The sequence below is a fragment of the Streptomyces sp. BB1-1-1 genome (assembly GCF_031597775.1).
Classification (GTDB): Bacteria; Actinomycetota; Actinomycetes; order Streptomycetales; family Streptomycetaceae; genus Streptomyces; species Streptomyces thinghirensis.
On record NZ_CP134203.1, the window covers coordinates 2970631 to 2988657 of the forward strand.

12 protein-coding genes are annotated in these 18027 nt (G+C 73.0%); 3 read left to right on the plus strand and 9 right to left on the minus strand.

The annotated features are described in order from the left end of the window. Window positions 1-147: 147 nt before the first annotated feature. A complete protein-coding gene (locus RI578_RS13615) occupies window positions 148-744 on the minus strand; it encodes a M48 family metallopeptidase (RefSeq protein ID WP_310871333.1) in 597 nt (198 codons plus the stop codon). A gap of 256 nt (window positions 745-1000) precedes the next feature. Between RI578_RS13615 and RI578_RS13620 the strand changes: the two genes are divergently transcribed. Both RI578_RS13620 and RI578_RS13625 read left to right on the plus strand, forming a co-directional pair. Further along, window positions 1001-2215, plus strand: a complete 1215-nt coding sequence (locus RI578_RS13620; RefSeq protein WP_310871334.1) for a TOMM precursor leader peptide-binding protein — start codon at window positions 1001-1003, stop codon at window positions 2213-2215. Continuing rightward, window positions 2208-3617 carry an AarF/ABC1/UbiB kinase family protein gene (locus RI578_RS13625; protein WP_310871335.1) on the plus strand — a complete coding sequence of 470 codons (1410 nt, stop codon included), beginning with the start codon at window positions 2208-2210 and terminating at the stop codon, window positions 3615-3617. Before RI578_RS13620 ends, RI578_RS13625 begins: the two co-directional genes overlap by 8 nt. 109 nt (window positions 3618-3726) lie before the next feature. Here the strand turns inward: RI578_RS13625 and RI578_RS13630 are convergent, their stop codons facing one another. The 4 genes from RI578_RS13630 to RI578_RS13645 all read right to left on the minus strand — a co-directional run bounded on the left by RI578_RS13630 (window position 3727) and on the right by RI578_RS13645 (window position 7288). Next, window positions 3727-4050, minus strand: coding sequence for a hypothetical protein (locus RI578_RS13630; protein WP_310871336.1), 324 nt, complete (start codon window positions 4048-4050; stop codon window positions 3727-3729). Continuing rightward, the gene (locus RI578_RS13635; RefSeq protein WP_055417960.1) at window positions 4047-4415 is read right to left on the minus strand and encodes a WhiB family transcriptional regulator; all 369 of its coding nucleotides are present in this window, start codon (window positions 4413-4415) and stop codon (window positions 4047-4049) included. The genes RI578_RS13630 and RI578_RS13635 overlap by 4 nt, the downstream gene beginning before the upstream one ends. A gap of 175 nt (window positions 4416-4590) precedes the next feature. Beyond that, window positions 4591-4923, minus strand: coding sequence for a hypothetical protein (locus tag RI578_RS13640; protein ID WP_310871337.1), 333 nt, complete (start codon window positions 4921-4923; stop codon window positions 4591-4593). Between the two features lie 163 nt (window positions 4924-5086). Then, complete coding sequence (locus RI578_RS13645) at window positions 5087-7288, minus strand: ATP-dependent DNA helicase UvrD2 (RefSeq protein ID WP_310871338.1); 2202 nt, start codon at window positions 7286-7288, stop codon at window positions 5087-5089. 177 nt (window positions 7289-7465) lie between these two features. On the opposite strand from RI578_RS13645, the gene RI578_RS13650 reads away from it, so the two are divergent. Further along, the gene (locus tag RI578_RS13650; protein ID WP_055417962.1) at window positions 7466-7708 is read left to right on the plus strand and encodes a mycoredoxin; all 243 of its coding nucleotides are present in this window, start codon (window positions 7466-7468) and stop codon (window positions 7706-7708) included. Window positions 7709-7804: 96 nt separating this feature from the next. Here the strand turns inward: RI578_RS13650 and nudC are convergent, their stop codons facing one another. The 4 genes from nudC to RI578_RS13670 all read right to left on the minus strand — a co-directional run bounded on the left by nudC (window position 7805) and on the right by RI578_RS13670 (window position 17883). Then, the gene (gene nudC / locus RI578_RS13655) at window positions 7805-8749 is read right to left on the minus strand and encodes an NAD(+) diphosphatase (RefSeq protein ID WP_310871339.1); all 945 of its coding nucleotides are present in this window, start codon (window positions 8747-8749) and stop codon (window positions 7805-7807) included. Between the two features lie 160 nt (window positions 8750-8909). After that, window positions 8910-10313: a dipeptidase gene (locus RI578_RS13660; RefSeq protein ID WP_310871340.1), complete on the minus strand. Its 1404-nt coding sequence runs from the start codon at window positions 10311-10313 to the stop codon at window positions 8910-8912. A 10-nt stretch (window positions 10314-10323) separates the two neighbouring features. Continuing rightward, window positions 10324-13866, minus strand: coding sequence for a UvrD-helicase domain-containing protein (locus RI578_RS13665; protein ID WP_310871341.1), 3543 nt, complete (start codon window positions 13864-13866; stop codon window positions 10324-10326). A gap of 135 nt (window positions 13867-14001) precedes the next feature. Next, window positions 14002-17883 (minus strand): UvrD-helicase domain-containing protein, encoded by a 3882-nt coding sequence (locus tag RI578_RS13670; RefSeq protein WP_310871342.1) that lies wholly within the window; start codon window positions 17881-17883, stop codon window positions 14002-14004. Between the last annotated feature and the right edge of the window lie 144 nt (window positions 17884-18027).

An 18027-nucleotide genomic window follows, 5' to 3' on the forward strand; every position in this document is an offset into this window, starting at 1 on the left:
CGTTACGACCGTCCCCCATCCGAATGCGAGTGCGTCGCGCCAGGCTAACGGCAATCCCGGACACGGGATGAAGTCGGTACCGAGCCGGTACAGAACCCGTGCGCGGCCGTGTCGAACGCCCCGCCGGGGCACTCTCAAGGGCGCACACTATTCGCTGCGAGCGCCGGGTACATGGGGCAGCCGGTCGGCGGCGACCACGCCCTCGAGGTAGCCGCGGGCGCGCTCGGTCCTCGGATACGCCTCCAGCAGCCGCCAGAACCGTGGCCCGTGCCCGGGAACGAGCAGGTGCGCCAGTTCGTGGAGAAGGACGTAGTCGACGACGTACTCGGGCATGCCCTGGAGACGGTGCGACAGCCGGATGCTTCCCTCGGACGGGGTGCACGAGCCCCAGCGCGTGTTCTGGTTGGTGACCCAGCGGACCGAGGTGGGCCGGGCCCGGCCGTCGAAGTACTGACCCGACAGGCGCTCCGCGCGCTCGGCCAGCTCCGCGTCGCCGAGGACCCGCTTGCTCTCCTGGGCGGCCAGCTTGTCCAGCATGACGCTCACCCAGCGTTGCTCCTCCGCTTCGGACATCCGGGCGGGGATCAGCACGACGGTGCGGTCGCCCTCGCGGTACGCGGAGACCGTCCGGCGTCGCCGGGTGCTCCTGCGGACCTCGATCGCGCTCGCCCCCGATCCGTTCGGCGGCGGATTCGTCGGTGTGCGCTGGGGCGCCCCGGCGCGGTGCAGTGGGTCGGCGGACACGCCACGACGTTACCCGCTGCACACGGGGAAGTCCCGGCTCCGCGATGGTTCGGTGCCGATCCGCCACCCTCCTCGAGGTGGACGACTGATTTGTACGACGAATACCCATCGCCTGTGGACAACTTTCGACGCCCCGCCGCCCGTCCGGGCATGCTGGCACTCGCCGGCGGATTCGCGACCGACCGCGGAACCGGTACGCGACCGACCACCGCCGGACACACGGGGAAGACCGTCGAAGACCTACGGGGGATCTGGCATGCATCCGATGGTGAAGCCCGCGCTCAGGCGCGGCTGGCGCGATCTGAACACCGTGCAGTTCGGGATGACGCCGGCGCACGCGCTGACGCTCGGCCCGGTGGACACGGCGACGGGAAGCTTCCTTGAGCTGCTCAACGGCACCCGCGGGCCGACGCTCCTGCGCGAGGAGGGTCGACGCATGGACCTGCCGGACGGACACGTCGACCGGGTGGTGGAGGGGCTTGCCCGGGCCGGGCTCCTCGACGACTCGCGGGGCGGCGGGCCGGACGCCGACGCCCTGCGGGGGAGGAAGGAGGTCCTCGACCGGCTCCGCCCCGACCTCGCCTCACTCTCCCTGACCACCTCCGAACCGGGGGATGCCATGAGACACCTGGCCGCCCGGCGCGCGCTGCGGGTGCGGGTGAGAGGCGCGGGGCGGGTGGGCGCGGTGCTCGCCGGTCTGTTGTCGGGCGCGGGCGTCGGTGAGATCGACGTGCTCGACGGCGGACGCGTCGAGCCGTGGGACGTCGCCCCGGGCGGGCTGCCCGCCGAGTCCGTCGGCGACCGCCGCGACGAGACGGCCCGCCGCGTGGTCCGCCGGGCCGCCCCCGGCCGGCCGCCGCGCCGCGGTCCCACGACACCGCCCGACGGGAGCGCCCCGGGCTTCTCCCTGGTGATCGTCGCGCCGCGCGACGACGTCGCGGTGCACACACCCGACCCTGCCGCCGCGGAATCCCTCATGGCCTCCGGTACGCCCCACCTGTACGCCGGCGTCGTGGAGGGGACCGGCGTCGTCGGCCCCCTCGTCCTGCCCGGCGAGACGGGGTGTGCGGGCTGTCTGCACGCGGACCGCACCGACCGGGACCCGGCCTGGCCCCGCCTGGTGGCGCAGTGGCGCTCGGGCCGGCAGCGCCAGGTACGGGCCTGCGACCTCGCCCTCGCCACGACCGTCGCCGGGCTCGCGGCGGCCCACGCGCTCGCCTTCCTGGACGGCCGGACGCCCTCGAGTGCCGGTGCGCGCTGGGAGGTCTCGCTACCCGCTCTGCGGTGGCACCCGCGGCCGGTCCAGGCGCATCCCGCGTGTCCGTGCGGAGCCGCAGGAAAAGGTAAGCAGGAACACACACCCGGGGATGGGGAGCGGCGCGCGACAATGGCTGGGCAAGGGCCGTCGGCGGAAGCACGCCATGAGGCAGAACCGCCGCGGCCGGCTGGGACTTGGAGGGCGCATGTCTGATCTTCCGCGCAAGGCGGTCACCCGGACCGCCAAGCTCGCCGCGCTCCCGCTCGGCTTCGCCGGGCGGGCGACCTGGGGGCTCGGCAAGCGAATCGTGGGCGAGTCCGCGGAGATCGTCGGCCAGCAGCTGCAGCAGCGCACCGCGGAGCAGTTGTTCAAGGTGCTGGGCGAGCTCAAGGGCGGGGCGATGAAGTTCGGACAGGCCCTGTCCGTCTTCGAGTCGGCGCTGCCCGAGGAGGTCGCCGGGCCCTATCGGGCGGCACTGACCAAGTTGCAGGAGGCCGCACCGCCGATGCCGACGCGTACGGTGCACTCCGTGCTCGCGGAGCGGCTCGGCGAGGACTGGCACGACCTGTTCCTGGAGTTCGAGGACAAGCCCGCCGCGGCCGCCTCGATCGGCCAGGTGCACCGGGCGGTGTGGCACGACGGCCGCGAGGTGGCGGTCAAGGTGCAGTACCCGGGCGCCGGCGAGGCCCTGCTGTCCGACCTGAACCAGCTCAGCCGCTTCGCCCGCCTGCTCGGCCCGCTGGTCCCCGGCATGGACATCAAGCCGCTGATCACGGAGCTGAAGGACCGGGTCTCCGAGGAACTGGACTACGACCTGGAGGCCCAGGCCCAGCGGACTCACGCCGAGGAGTTCGCGGACGACCCGGACATCGTGGTGCCGGACGTCGTCCACCAGTGCGACCAGGTGCTGGTCACCGAGTGGATCGACGGCATCCCGCTGTCGGAGATCATCTCGGACGGCACACCGCGGCAGCGCGACCGGGCCGGCCAGCTCCTGGCCCACTTCCTCTTCTCCGGCCCGGCGCGCACCGGCCTTCTGCACGCCGACCCGCACCCCGGCAACTTCCGTCTGCTGCCCGGTGGGCCGGAGGGCGAGGACGACTGGCGCCTGGGCGTCCTGGACTTCGGCACGGTCGACCGCCTCCCGGGCGGCCTGCCCGAGCCCATCGGGGCGGCCCTGCGGATGACGCTGGACGGCGAGGCGGACGCCGTCTACGAGATGCTCTGCGCGGAGGGTTTCGTCAAGGAGTCGATAGAGCTCGACCCCGACGCCGTCCTCGACTACCTTCTGCCGATCATCGAACCGGCCCGGGTCGACGAATTCACCTTCACCCGTGGCTGGATGCGGAGCCAGGCGGCCCGCATCGGCGACCCCCGCTCCCCCGCCTACCAGCTGGCCAAGCAGCTCAACCTGCCGCCGGCCTACCTGCTGATTCACCGCGTGACCTTGAGCACCATCGGCGTGCTGTGCCAGCTGGGAGCGACGGTGCGGCTGCGCGACGAGCTGGAGGAGTGGCTGGTGGGGTTCGTCCCCCTGGAGGAAAGCGAGCAGGGGGACGGCGAGTACGAAGCGGAGGACGAATACGAGGCGGAGGAGACGGCGGCGAAGGCATGAGCCGCCGGGGCTGAACGCGCCGTGGGGGCCGGTCCGTTCGGACGGACCGGCCCCCACGGGGAGAGCTTCGCCTCCCGGGCCGGGAGGCTACCGCTTCGGGTGTGCTCGGCTACTGCATGACAGCCATGGCGAGCGCCCGCCGGGCACGCCGCGAGGCGCGCTCGGCCCGGCGCTGCATCCGGCGAGCGGTCACCAGGCGCAGGGCCCGGCGTTCCTGCTCTGCCTCATGCAGGCGGTCGTGCATATGCGCACGAGCCAGGGCTTCTGGGATGAGTTGCATTTCACGGGTCCTGTTCTGACGCGAGTCCTTCGCGTCGCTGATGCTGAAGTCTTCAGGCGCGGAGCCTGCGATGTCGTGGGTGGACGGCTTCATCGGGGCCTGCTTCTTGGGGTCGTACGTGAGGGGGCGGTCGATCGTTCCTGCGGTGTTCATGCCGAGACCGGGTTCTTGCGCGGGCGGCCACGGGGCCGCTTCCGGGCAACGACGACTCCCTGCACGAACAGCTCGCCACCCCAGACGCCCCAGGGCTCACGCCGCTCCTTGGCACCGGCGAGGCAGGCCTCGATCAGCGGGCAGGTGCGGCACAGGGACTTGGCGTACTCGACGTCCGCCGGCGACTCGGCGAAGAAGACCTCCGGGTCGTAGGAGCGGCAGGGGACGGGCACGCCGAGGTTCTCGATGGCGTCGTCGAGCGCGGTGAGCGCGGTGAGCGGGGTCAAGGTGGAGTCCTCCGTGGGGACGGGCTTGGGGATCGTGTCGGAAGGCGGTACGGACGGGGCGTGCGCTTCGAGTTGCACGGGTGGTCTTCCTCGTCTGGTCGTTCCGGCCGGTCGGCCGGGTGGCGGCTTGGTACCGGGTTCTTTTCTTGTCCCGAGGCTCCTTCGTGCTGCCGTCCCCGTTCGAGGACAAACAGAAGGGCCGCGGATCCCGGGTGGGGTTCCGCGGCCCTGAAGGCGCCGGCCTGATCGCCGATCAGGCTGGATCACTCCAGGGTTCTGGCCCACGGAAGGCCCACATCTGGTGGTGCTGCGTCGTCTGCTTCCGGAATGCGGCACCGGTCGCGGTAAAGGCATAGGCCTGCGCCTGCGCCTCTACTGCTGCTTCCAGTGCCTTGGTCGGTCGCTCATTGCGCTCACGGACGGGAAGGCCCGCGGGGGCAACGGAGGGGGAGGCCGGACGCACGGCACGAATGCCGGACAGACCGGTGCCCGGGTTGGAAACGCCGAGCATGCACAGGGAGACGGCCGAGCGATCGGTCAGTTTGGCGGTGGAGCTGACGATGGAGCTGGTGTTGATGCTGATCACTGGACTCGCCTCCTCTCGGCGTCTCGGGGGACTGGGAGAACCAGTCCGCGGATATGCAAGTACAACACGGATTCAGGGCCTCCGGGAAGGCCGCTGTCCCCGTGACCAAGAACCTATGGGGATTCCTGGGGCATGCGCAAACTATTTTTTCGACGAGTTTGTATCAGCCGTCCTCGTCAAGCCCCACTCCGTCCTGGCCTGCGCAGATGGCCAGGACGTCGGCGCCGTAGCGGTTGAGCTTGCGTGCTCCGACTCCCGGGATGCGTGCCAGCTCGCGCTCGTCGTCCGGGACGGACTCGGCGATCGCCATCAGCGTCTTGTCGGTGAAGACGCAGAACGCGGGCTGCCCGCTGCGCCCCGCCTGGATCGCACGCCACTCGCGCAGCCGCTCGTAGACACCCTCGTCCATGTCGGACGGGCAGCCCTCGCAACGCATCAGCTTCATCTCGCCCGCGTCGGTGAGCGTGCGACCGCAGACGCGGCAGCGGGCCGGGGTCCGCTGGGTCCGTCTCGGGACGGCGGGCGCGGCGCCGCCGCGCCCGGAGCCACGCTCCACGCCTCCGGGTCCGCCCGCGGCCGTACGCCCGCCTGCCGTCCCCGAGCCGGGGCGCAGGCCCTTCAGGAAGCGGCTGGGCCGGCGGCTGGGCCGTCCGCCGGGTGAGCGGGCGAGTGCCCAGGACAGGTGCAGGCGTTCGCGCGCACGGGTGACGCCGACGTAGAGGAGGCGGCGTTCCTCCTCGATCTGCTCGTCGGTCTTTGCGTAGGTGATCGGCATCATGCCCTCGGCGACGCCCACCAGGAAGACGACGTCCCACTCCAGGCCCTTGGCGGAGTGCAGGGAGGCGAGGGTGACGCCCTGCACCGTCGGGGCGTGCTGGGCGCCCGCCCGCTCGTCGAGTTCGGTCACCAGGTCGCTCAGCGTGGCGCCCGCTCTCGCGGCGGCGAAGTCCTGGGCGAGGTTGACGAGGGCGGCCAGTGACTCCCAGCGTTCGCGGACGGCGCCCGACCCGGCCGGGGGCTGTGGTGTCCATCCCTCTCCGGACAGCACCGCACGCACCTGGGAGGGCAGGTCGACGGCGGCGTCGAGGAGGGAGTCGTTGCCGCCGAAGCGCGCCGCGGCCCGCAGGGAGCTGCCGGCCTTGCGCACTTCGGGGCGGTCGAAGAAACGCTCCGCGCCGCGCAGCTGGTAGGGGACCCCTGCGTCGGCGAGGGCCTGCTCGTAGGTCTCCGACTGGGAGTTCGTGCGGAACAGGACCGCGATCTCGGCGGCCGGAACGCCCGAGTCGATGAGCTCGCGGATGCGCCGGGCGGCGCCCTCGGCCTCCGCCGGTTCGTCGGTGTACGCGGTGTAGACGGGCTCGGTGCCCGCGGGACGCTGGGAGACCAGCTCCAGACGGTGGTCGGCGGCGCGGCCCCGGGCCTGGGCGAGCAGTCCGTTGGCGAGGTGGACCACCTGGGGGGTGGACCGGTAGTCGCGGACCAGCTTGACGACGGTGGCGCCGGGGTGGCGGCCGCGGAAGTCGAGCAGATGGTCGGGGGTTGCTCCCGTGAACGAATAGATCGTCTGGCTGGCGTCGCCCACCACGCACAGGTCGTCGCGGTCGCCGAGCCACAGCTCCAGCAGGCGCTGCTGGAGGGGGCTCACGTCCTGGTACTCGTCGACCACGAAGTGCTGGTACTGGGCGCGGACCTGTTCGGCGACGTCGTGACGGTCCTGGAGGACGGCCACCGTCAGCAGCAGCACGTCCTCGAAGTCGATGACGCCACGCCCGCGCTTGAGGTCCTCGTAGGCGGAGTAGAGCTGGGCGATCTCGGCCGGGTCGCGGGGCGCCTCACGGCCTGCCTTGGCCGCCGCGAGGGCGTAGTCGGCGGGGACGGTCTGGGTGACCTTGGACCACTCGATCTCGGCGGTGGCATCGCGCAGCTCGCCCCGGTCGAGGCGGATGCGGCAGGCGGCGGCCGCGTCGGCGACGAGCTGGATCTTGCGGTCGACGAGCCTGGGCAGGGAGCCGCCGATCGCTTTCGGCCAGAAGTACTGGAGCTGGCGCAGCGCCGCCGAGTGGAACGTGCGGGCCTGGACGCCCACGGCACCGAGCTGGCGCAGTCGGCCGCGCATCTCCCCGGCGGCACGGTTGGTGAAGGTGACCGCGAGCACGCTGGAGGGCTGGAGGATCCCGGCGCGTACGCCGTAGGCGATGCGGTGGGTGATCGCCCGAGTCTTGCCGGTACCGGCGCCCGCCAGCACGCACACCGGACCGCGCAGGGCGGTCGCCACCTCGCGCTGCTCGGGGTCGAGCCCTTCGAGCACCGCGTCGGCCGAGTCCGGTACCTGCGGGAAGAGGGTGGAGTGCGTTGCTGCTGTCACACCGCCATGCTGCCAGGTCGCGGGAGACGGGTGAGTCGGTTGTCCACAGGCACGCACCGATAGTCGTATCAATGCGACAGGTGACACGCGTCGGAACGGCATCGGGAATGGTGGCGCCTCCGCAGACGTTCCCTCCGTGCGACCTCATCCCCGAGCCGCCGAAGGAGCGCGATAGACATGCCGGGCACTGTGACGATGTATAGCACCACGTGGTGCGGCTACTGCCGTCGGCTGAAGAGCCAGATGGACCGCGAGGGCATCGCGTACACCGAGATCAACATCGAGCAGGACCCGGAGTCCGCCGCGTTCGTGGAGAAGGCGAATGGCGGAAACCAGACGGTGCCGACCGTGCTCTTCCCGGACGGCTCGACGCTGACGAACCCGTCGCTGGCCCAGGTGAAGCAGAAGGTCGGCGCGTAAGCGGCAGTACGGCAAGACGTTCAAGACGTGCAGAGGGGTGGCCCTCCCCGAGCGGGGAGGGCCACCCCTCTGCACGTCGTCATACGTCGTCCTGCCTCAGAAAGCGCCGCGCGTCGGCAGCGGCTTGCCGTACCAGAGCTCGATGAGGCGGGCCGCGATCGAGATGCCGTAGGGCGGGAGCACCTCGCCCGACTCGAAGGCGGCGCCCAGCTCGTCGCGGGAGAACCAGCGGGCCTCGTGGATCTCGTCGCCGTCGACGTTGATCTCGGTGGAGGTGGCGCGGGCCATGAAGCCCAGCATCAGGCTGGACGGGAAGGGCCAGGGCTGGCTGGCGACGTACTCGACGGGACCGACGACGATGCCTGCCTCCTCGTAGACCTCGCGGCGGACCGACTGCTCGATGGACTCGCCGGGCTCCACGAAGCCGGCGAGCGTGGAGAAACGGCCCTCGGGCCAGTGGACCTGGCGGCCGAGCAGGATGCGGTCCTCCCCGTCCGTGACCGCCATGATCACCGCGGGGTCGGTGCGCGGGTAGTGCTCGGCACCACAGGCGGGGCAGCGGCGGATGTGACCGGCGGCGGCGATGACGGTGCGCTCGCCGCAGCGGGAGCAGAACCGGTGCAGTCGCTGCCAGTTCTCCAGGGCGACCGCGTGGGCCATCAGGCCCGCGTCGCGGGGGGACAGGAGCAGACCGGCCTCGCGCAGGCCCGCCGCGCGCGCGGACTGGTCCATGCGGCCGGGCAGGGAGTCCTTCTGGAGGGCGAAGTAGCTGACACCGTTCTCGTCGGTGCCCAGGAAGTAGCGGTGCGCCTCGGTGAGCGGGGCCTCGAAGGAGGGGGTCATGACGACTTCGGTACGCCCGTCGGGCGTCTCGTCGATGAGGACCTGACCGCCGGAGACCACGAAGCAGCGCGTCGAGGGGTGGCTCCACGCCGCCGCGAGCCAGGCCTCGTCGAGGCGGTGGTGGGCGGCGCGGTCGACGCCGCTCGGGGCGGTGAGCGAGATGGGGCGGTCGGCGGTGTGGTCGGTCCAGGTGGTCACGGGTGCTTCCAACTCCCCCGGTGAGCGGTTCGGTTCGGCAGACGGATCAGCGGGTGGTAGGGCGGGTGGCGACCGGGTCCGGGAGGGCTCGGCGGTGCGGGCGGCCTTTACAGTGTGCCGCGCGCGTGATGCCGGTCCGGACCCGGACCGTGCGGGGCGCTCAGGGCGCGTGGCGCCAGTACTCTGCCAGGTCGCTCCACAGGTGGGCGGAGGTTTCGACGCCCTTGAGGAGCAGGTCCAGCTCGACCTTCTCGTCGGGGGCGTGCCAGCCGTCGGACGGGACGGAGATGCCCAGGAAGAGAACGGGTGCGCCGAGGACCTCCTGGAGGTCGGCGGCCGGTCCGGAGCCGCCCTCTCGGGTGAAACGGACCGGTTTCTCGAAGGCCCGGCCCATGGCGCGGACCACCGACTGCAGCGCCGGGTGGTCCAGCGGCGTCAGGCACGGGCGGGTGGCCCCGCTGAAGGTGACCTCGCTGCGGATCCCGGCGGGCACCTGCTCGGCGGCCCAGGCGCGGACGGCCTTCTCCACGTGGTCGGGGTCCTGGCCCGCGACCAGCCGGAAGGAGAGTTTCACCATGGCGGACGACGGGATGATCGTCTTGCTGCCCGGGCCCTGGTAGCCGCCGCCGATGCCGTTGACCTCGGCGGTGGGGCGGGCCCAGATGCGCTCCAGAGTGGTGTGCCCGGCCTCGCCGTGGGCGGCGTACGACTTGGCCGTGCGCAGCCACTGCGACTCGTCGAAGGGCAGTTCGGCGAAGAGGGCGCGTTCCTGGTCGGTGAGCTCGATCACGCCGTCGTAGAAGCCCGGGATCGCCACGCGCGCGTGCTCGTCGTGCAGGGCGGCGACGAGCCGGGCGGCGGCGGTGGCCGGGTTGGGGACCGCGCCGCCGAAGGACCCGGAGTGGATGTCCTGGTCGGGTCCGTGCAGCCGGATCTCGCACTCGGCGAGACCGCGCATGCCGGTGCAGACGGTGGGGGTGTCCTCGGACCACATGCCGGTGTCCGAGACGATCACCGCGTCGGCGACGAGCCGCTCGGCGCGCTCCTCCACCAGGGCGCGGAAGTGCGGGGAACCGGACTCCTCCTCGCCCTCGATCAGCAGCTTGAGGTTCACCGCGGGGGCGGTGCGGCCGGTGGCGGCGAGGTGGGCGCGGACGCCGAGTGTGTGGAAGAACACCTGCCCCTTGTCGTCGGCCGCCCCGCGCGCGTAGAGGCGGTTTCCGCGGACGACGGGCTCGAAGGGCTCGCTGTTCCAGCCGTCCTCGCGGGCGGCGGGCTGCACGTCGTGGTGGCCGTAGACGAGGATCGTCGGTGCCTCCGGGTCGCCGGAGGGCCACTCGGCGAAGACGGCCGGGGCGCCCGGCGTCGGCCAGACCTCGGTGGTCGGGAAGCCGGTCTCCTTCAGCTTGGCGGCGAGCCAGTCGGCGCTGCGGCGCACATCGGTCGCGTGGTCGGGCTGGGCCGACACGGACGGTATGCGCAGCCACTCGCCGAGGTCGTCGAGGAAGGCGGCGCGGTGGTGCTCGATGTACGTACGGACAGCGCTGTCCGGGGTCTCGCTCATGCTCACGAGCCTATCGGCCCGCACCGACACCCTGATCGTGCGGTTCGTCACCGACCGGGTCGGTCAGCAGCAGGTTCTCCAGCGCGGCGCGGTCCGGCAGCCCGTGGGGCCGTACGACCTCGCCGGTGCGTACGTACAGGAAGGCGGCCGTCACCGACTCCAGCGGTACGTGCTGCTGCTCGGCCCAGGCCAGGCGGTAGAGCGCGAGCTGGAGCGGGTCCGCGGTGCCGGCACGGTTCGTCTTCCAGTCGACGATCTCGTACGTCGCGGTCTCGCCGTCGCCCTCCTTGTAGACGGCGTCGATGCGGCCGCGTACGACTCGGCCGGCGAGTGAGAGCTGGAACGGCGCCTCGACGCGGTGGGGGGTGCGCCGGGCGTACTCGGTGCGTTCGAAGGCGTCCTTGAGGAACTCCAGGTCGCGTTCGTCGGCGATCTCCGCGTCGCCGCCGGGCAGCTCCTCCGGTTCCAGCAGGGGGAGTGTCAGCGGTTCGAAGCGGGCCTCGACCCAGGCGTGGAAACGGGTGCCGCGGCGGGCGGCGGGCTGGGGCGGCCGGGGCATGGGGCGAGCGAGTTCCTGCGCGAAGCCGTCCGGGTCGGCGGCCAGGCTGAGCAGCTGGGAGGCGGTCAGCGACGCCGGAAGACGTACCTCGGTGACGCTCTCGCGGGCGCGCAGGAGCTCGCCGGTGAGGGCGTCGAGGTCGCGGTCCCAGGAGGCGACGGTGCGGACCTCCTCCGGCGTGAGGCGGGCGGGGGCGGTCTGTCCGGTTCGCGGTGCCTCGGAGTGGGGGCAGGGCAGTTCGGTTGCGCCGGGCTGTCCCGGAGGAGGCGCCTGGTGGGGGATGGTGGGGCTGCTGTCTGGCGCAGTCGCGGTGGGGGACGGCGGGATAGCGGGCCGGTCAGTGGTCCAGGAGTCCCAGTCGGCGGGGTCGGCCGGCCGGCCGGGGTCGCCGAGGACCTCCTCCTCCTGAAGTACCTCGTCGTCCTCGGGCGGCGGTGGCCAGTCCGGGTCGTCGTAGGTGTCCGGGTCGTGCGCGGCCGCGGGACGGCCCTCCTCGTGGGATGCCAGGTGGGCGAGGACCGTCTCGGCGGCGGCCCGACGGCGGGCGAGCGCCGCGTCGTCCAGTGGCAGGGGCCAGGCCTGTTCGGCGGTCGCCCGGTGCAGAGCCGGATTCTCCTCGTCCTCGGCGGGTTCGTCCGCCCAGGCCTCGATCTCGCCGTACCCGGCGGCGCAGTGCTCGTACAGGGCCGTGAGGAAGTCGGACGGGCCGCGGGGCTTCTTCTGGCTCGGGCCCCACCAGTGGCCGGAGCCCAGCAGCAGGGAGCGGGGGCGGGTGAAGGTGACGTAGCCGAGGCGGAGTTCCTCGGTGTGCTGGTGTTCCTTCATGGACTCGTGGAAGGCCTTCAGGCCCCGGGAGTCCCAGGACTCGACCTCGGGCAGGGTGTCGGCGTCCCCGCGCAGGTCGTGCGGGAGCACCTTGCCCTGGGCGGTCCACTTCTCGCGGCCCTGGCCGCTGGGGAAGGTTCCGGTGACCAGGCCGGGTACCGCGACGACGTCCCACTCCAGGCCCTTGGACTTGTGCGCGGTGAGCACCTTGACGGTGTTCTCGCCGCCGGGCAGGGCGTTGTCGAGGCCCTTCTCGTACTGGGCGGCGGTGCGCAGGAAGCCGAGGAAGGCGAGCAGGGTTGCCTCGCCGTCGCTCGCGGCGAAGGACGCGGCGACGTCCAGGAAGTTCGACAGGGTCTCGCGGCGGCGGGCGGCCAGGGCGTGCGGGGACGCCGACAGCTCGACCTCCAGCCCCGTGACGGCGAGGACGCGATGCAGTACGTCCATGAGCGGGTCGGACAGGGCTCGGCGCAGGTCGCGCAGTTCGGTGGCCAGCCGCGCGAACCGCACGCGCGCGTCCGGCGAGAAGGGCAGCCCGTCGTCGTCCCCGGAGCCGTCCAACGGGGTTTCCAGGAAGGTGTCGAGGGCGTCCGCGAGCGATATCACCTCGGACGGGTCGACGCCCTCGACGGCCTCGGCGAGCCGCCGGTCGGGGTCGTCGTCGCCCTCCACGCGCGCGTGGCTCACCAGCAGCCGGGCGCGGCGGCCCAGGAGGGCGAGGTCGCGCGGGCCGATGCGCCAGCGCGGGCCGGTGAGCAGGCGGACCAGGGAGGCGTTGGCGCCGGGGTCCTGGAGGACTTCGCAGACGGCGACCAGGTCGGCCACCTCGGGCAGGTGCAGCAGCCCGGAGAGGCCCACGACCTCGACGGGGATGTCGCGGGCCACCAGGGCGCCCTGGATCTCGGCGAAGTCGGTCGCCGTACGGCACAGGACGGCGATCTCGCCGGGCGCCTTGCCGGTGCGCACGAGGTGGGCGACGGAGTCGGCGATCCAGTCGATCTCCTCGGCGTGGGTGCGCAGCAGGGCGCAGCGGACCATGCCGTCGCGTTCGGCGCCCGGGGCGGGGCGCAGAGCCTCCACGCCCGCGTGCATGGCGCGCAGGGGCTCGGCGAGGCCGTTGGCGAGGTCGAGGAGTCGGCCGCCGCTGCGGCGGTTCTCGCTGAGTGCCTGGCGGGTGGCGGGGCGCCCGTCGGCGTGCGCGAAGTGCTCCGGGAAGTCGTCGAGGTTGGCGACGGAGGCGCCGCGCCAGCCGTAGATCGCCTGGCAGGGGTCGCCGACGGCGGTCACGGGGTGGCCGGTGCCGCCCCCGAACAGGCCCGCCAGGAGGATGCGCTGGGCCACCGACGTGTCCTGGTACTCGTCGAGCAGCACGACCCGGAACTCGTCGCGCAGGACGCGGCCCACCTCCGGAAGCCCGGCGAGCTGTGCGGACAGGGCGATCTGGTCGCCGAAGTCGAGCAGGTCCCGTTCCCGCTTGGCGGCCCGGTAGCGGATCACCAGGTCGGCCAGTTCTCGGCGCGCGGCGGCGGCCTCGGGGACCTTGCGCAGATCGGCGTTGCTGAGCCTGACGGTCTCCAGGGAGTCCAGGAGGCCGGCGTCCCAGGTGCGCAGTGCCTCCGGGCGTACGAGGTGTTCGGAGAGTTCGGCGTCCAGGGCGAGGAGGTCGCTGACCAGGTCGGCGAAGGAGCGGGTGAGCGCCGGATAGGGGCCGGGGGCCTCGCGCAGGACCCGCGCGGCGAGTTGGTAGCGGGTGGCGTCGGCGAGCAGACGGGAGGTCGGCTCCAGACCGAGGCGCAGGCCGTGATCGGTCAGGAGGCGGCCCGCGAAGGCGTGGTACGTCGAGATCACCGGTTCGCCCGGTGGGTTGTCCGGGTCGATCACGTCCGGGTCGGTGACGCCGGCCCTGATCAGCGCCTTGCGGACGCGTTCGGCGAGTTCGCCGGCCGCCTTGTTGGTGAAGGTGAGACCGAGGACCTGTTCCGGGGCGACCTGGCCGGTGCCGACCAGCCACACCACGCGCGCGGCCATCACCGTCGTCTTGCCGGACCCGGCTCCGGCCACGATCACCTGCGGGGCGGGCGGCGCGACGATGCAGGCCGTCTGCTCCGGGGTGAAGGGGATGCCGAGGAGCTCCTTGAGCTGCTCGGGATCGGTGAGATGGGCGGGCACGTCAGAGAGGCTAGCGGCGAGCACTGACAGCGGGCGCGGGATCACCCTCGGGGTGGAGAGAACCGCAGGTCAACGCCTGTGGTGCGTCTCATCACACCGGGCCGCCCGCTCCCTTGGACCGCTCCCTTGGACCGCTCACTCCACGACGTGCCGTCCCTCGGGCCGTGCGCTGCACGACGCGCGGAAGGCGCAGTGGGTGCAGTGCTGGCCCGTGGTCGGGGCGAACCGTTCGTCGAGGACCTTGCCCGCGGCGGTGGCGAGCAGGTCCCCGACCCACTCGCCCGCCGGCCCCTCCAGGGAGTCCTGAGCCTGCACCTTGGGGAGGGTCTCCCCACCGTCGCGCTTGGGCGCGCCCTGGCGCAGCTGGACGAGCTCGGCGCCGCCAGGTTGGGGGCGGGCGCCCTCGAAGGCCTCGTCGACGGCGCCTTCTCGGACGGCGAGCTGGTAGACGGCGAGCTGGGGATGGTGGGCCACCTCGGCCGACGTGGGCGCGTGTTTGCCGGTCTTGAAGTCGACGACGTAGGCGCGGCCGTCACCGTCGGTCTCGACGCGGTCCATCTGGCCGCGGATGCGCACCTCGTAGTCGCCCGCCTCCAGGGTCACGTCGAAGTCGTGCTCGCTCGCCACCGGTGTGCGCCCGGCTCGATCCATGACATGCCACTTGAGGAAGCGTTCGAGCGCGACGCGCGCGTTGGCCTTCTCCTGCGCCGACTTCCAGGGCGCGTCGAAGGCGAGCGCGTTCCACACGGAGTCCAGGCGTTCCATGAGCACGGCGAGGTCGGCCGGGGTGTGACCGGAGGCCACCTCGTCGGCGAGGACGTGCACCACGTTGCCGAAGCCCTGGGCCGTGGTCGCGGGCGCGTCGGCCTTCACCTCGCGGCCGAGGAACCACTGGAGGGCGCAGGTGTTGGCCAACTGGTCGAGGGCACTGCCGGAGAGCGTGACGGGCTGGTCCCGGTCGCGCAGCGGCACCTTGCTCTCGGTCGAGTCCCACATGCCCCACCAGCGATACGGGTGCGCGGACGGTACCAGGGGGCGGCCGTCCTCGTCGGCGAGGGCGGCGAGGCGGGCCAGCCGGCGGGCGGCGGCCTCCCGCAGAGGTTCGGAGACGCGGGGATCGACGGTGGTGGCACGCAGCTCGGCGACGAGCGCCCCGACGGCGAGGGGCCGGCGCGGGCGGCCCGTGACGTCGGCGGGCTCGACGCCGAGTTCCGTCAGGAACCGGGAGGGCCGGTCGCCGTCGTCGGCCGGGGCCTTCACGGCGGTCACCACGAGCCGTTCACGCGCGCGTGTGGCGGCCACGTAGAACAAGCGGCGTTCCTCGGCGAGCAGCGCGCCGGGCGTGAGCGGTTCGGCGAGTCCGTCGCGGCCGATCCGGTCGGCCTCCAGCAGGGAGCCGCGGCGGCGCAGGTCCGGCCACAGGCCCTCCTGGACGCCCGCGACGACGACCAGGCGCCACTCCAGCCCCTTCGAGCGGTGCGCGGTCATCAGGCGGACGGCGTCGGGGCGTACGGCACGCCGCGTGAGGGTGTCGGCGGCGATGTCCTCGGCGTCGATCTCCTCCAGGAAGTTCAGGGCGCCCCGGCCGCCGGTGCGCTCCTCCGCGCGGGCCGCCGTCGCGAAGAGGGCGCACACGGCGTCGAGATCGCGGTCGGCGTTGCGTCCGGCGGCGCCACCGCGCCGGGCCGAGCGTTCCAGGCGGGTGGGCCACGGCGTGCCGTCCCACAGGTCCCACAGCGCCTCCTCGGCGCTGCCGCCGCCCGCCAGGCGTTCGCGTGCCTTGCGGAGCAGCGCGCCGAGTCGCTGGGCGCCACGCGCGTACGCGGGGTCGTGCACCGCCAGCCGCTCCGGCTCGGCCAGCGCCCGTGCCAGCAGCTCGTCCGAGGGCGGCGGCAGCGGGTTGCCCGCGGCGCGCTCCTCCTCGCGCAGGGCGCGGCCGAGGCGGCGCAGGTCGGCGGCGTCCATGGCGGCGAGGGGGGAGGCGAGCAGGGTGAGGGCGGTCTCCGTGGGGAGCCAGCACGGATCCTCCGCGCGGTGGGCGCGTTCACCGGGCGGGGACATCGGCGCCGTGTCGGCGTCGGCGTCCGGCTCGGCTGGGGCGGGCAGCTCCGCGTCCGGCTCCGCTTCGGCGTCCGGCTCCGCTTCGGCGTCCAGCTCCGCGTCGGCTTCGGCGACCGACTCCGCTTCCGCGTCCGACTCCACGTCGGCGTCCAGCTCCGCGTCGGCGTCGGCACCCGTCTCGGTGTCGGCGTCGGCGCCCGTCTCGGTGTCGGATCCGGCTTCAGATCCGGCACCGGATTCGGACTCGGCTGGGGCTCCGGCTCCAGACCCGGCGTGGGCCTGGGCTTGGGCCTGGGCCTGGGCCTGGGCCTGGGCCTGGGCCTGGGCCTGGGCTTGGGCTTGGGCTTGGGCGTCAGGACCGGGTGCAGCGTCAGACGCCGTCGCGGTCTTCGCCGCCGTCTCCAGGGCTGCCTCGGATACGACCTGCGCCGCCATCTCGGCGTCGGGCCCAGCCGCCCCCGCGTCATCGGGACCTGGCCCGCTCGGGGCGTTCACCACCTCGTCGGCCGTCCCGCTCCCCGTCTCCGCAGCGCCCCCGAGGTCCGTCCGGGGCCGCTCCCCCGTCTCCGCCTCCGCCACCGCCCGCAAGGCCGTCAGCAACGGCGCCACGGCCGGCTCGTGGCGCAGCGGAAGGTCGTTGCCGTCGATGTCCAGGGGCACACCGGCCGCGGTGAGGGCGCGGCGGACCGTGGGGATGGTGCGTGAGCCGGCGCGCACCAGGACGGCCATGTCGCCCCAGGGAACGCCGTCCTCCAGGTGGGCCCGGCGCAGGATGTCGGCGATGTTGTCCAGCTCGGTGCCGGACGTCGGGTACGTGTACACCTCGACGCGCCCCCCGTCCCGCTCCGGGGCGAGTTCGCGGTGGGCGCGCACCTTGTCGGCGGGGAGGCGGGTCATCGGCATGCGCTGGGTCAGCAGCCGGGTGGCGGCCAGCAGCGTGGCCCCGGACCGTCGCGAGGTCCGCAGCACCTCGACCGGCGCCGGGCGGCCGTCCGCGCGCGGGAAGGCGGTCGGGAAGTCGAGGATGCCGTTCACGTCCGCGCCGCGGAAGGTGTAGATCGACTGGTCGGGGTCGCCGAAGGCGACGAGGGTGCGCCCGCCGCCGGCGAGAGCCTGCAGCAGCCGCACCTGGGCGGGGTCGGTGTCCTGGTACTCGTCGACGTAGACCGCGTCGTACCGCGCGGCCAGTTGCGCGGCGACCTCGGGGCGGCGGGCGAGCAGCACCGCGCGGTGGACGAGTTCCGCGTAGTCGAGCACGCCCTGCAGGTCGAGCACGTCGAGGTACTCGGCGAGGAAGACGGCGGCGGCCCGCCAGTCGGGGCGGCCGATGCGCCGGGCGAAGGCACCGAGGGCGTCCGGGCCGAGGCCCAGTTCGCGGGTGCGGGCGAGGACCGCGCGGACCTCGTCGGCGAAGCCGCGGGTGGTCAGGCAGGCGCGCAGTTCGTCGGGCCAGCGCACGTGGGTCAGGCCGAGCCGCTCCAGGTCGACCTGGCCGGCGAGCAGCTCGCGCACCGCCACGTCCTGTTCCGGGCCGGACAGCAGCCGCAGCGGCTCCACGAACAGATCGCTGTCCTGGTGGGCACGGACCAAGGCGTAGCCGAAGGAGTGAAAGGTCGTCGCCCGGGGGGCACGCGCGGCGCCCATGCGCAGTGCCATCCGGTCGCGCAGCTCGACGGCCGCCTTGCGGCTGAAGGTCAGCACCAGGATCCGCTCGGGGTCGCCGCCCCGGGCGATCCGGTCCGCAACGGACTCGACGAGCGTGGTGGTCTTGCCGGTGCCCGGGCCCGCGAGCACGAGCAGCGGGCCGCTCCCGTGGTCAACCACAGCGCGTTGTGCGGCGTCCAGACGAGGGGGGTCCATTCGCGCCGGCGGGGTACGCACCAGTCGGTAAGCGCCACGGCCTCCCCGTCGCACCTGGGGGTGCGACGGGTGTCTGGTGGAGGAGGAGGAGCTCACGTGGTTCGCCGGTCCTGGTGGGTGTGCTGGTGGGCCGTCCGCGCTGCGGGCACGGCGGTGGCCGCGGGATGAGGGGGACGCGTGCGGCCGACGCTACGCCGACGGATGAGGCGGAAGCAGGGCTTCCTCTTCTTCCCTCGGACC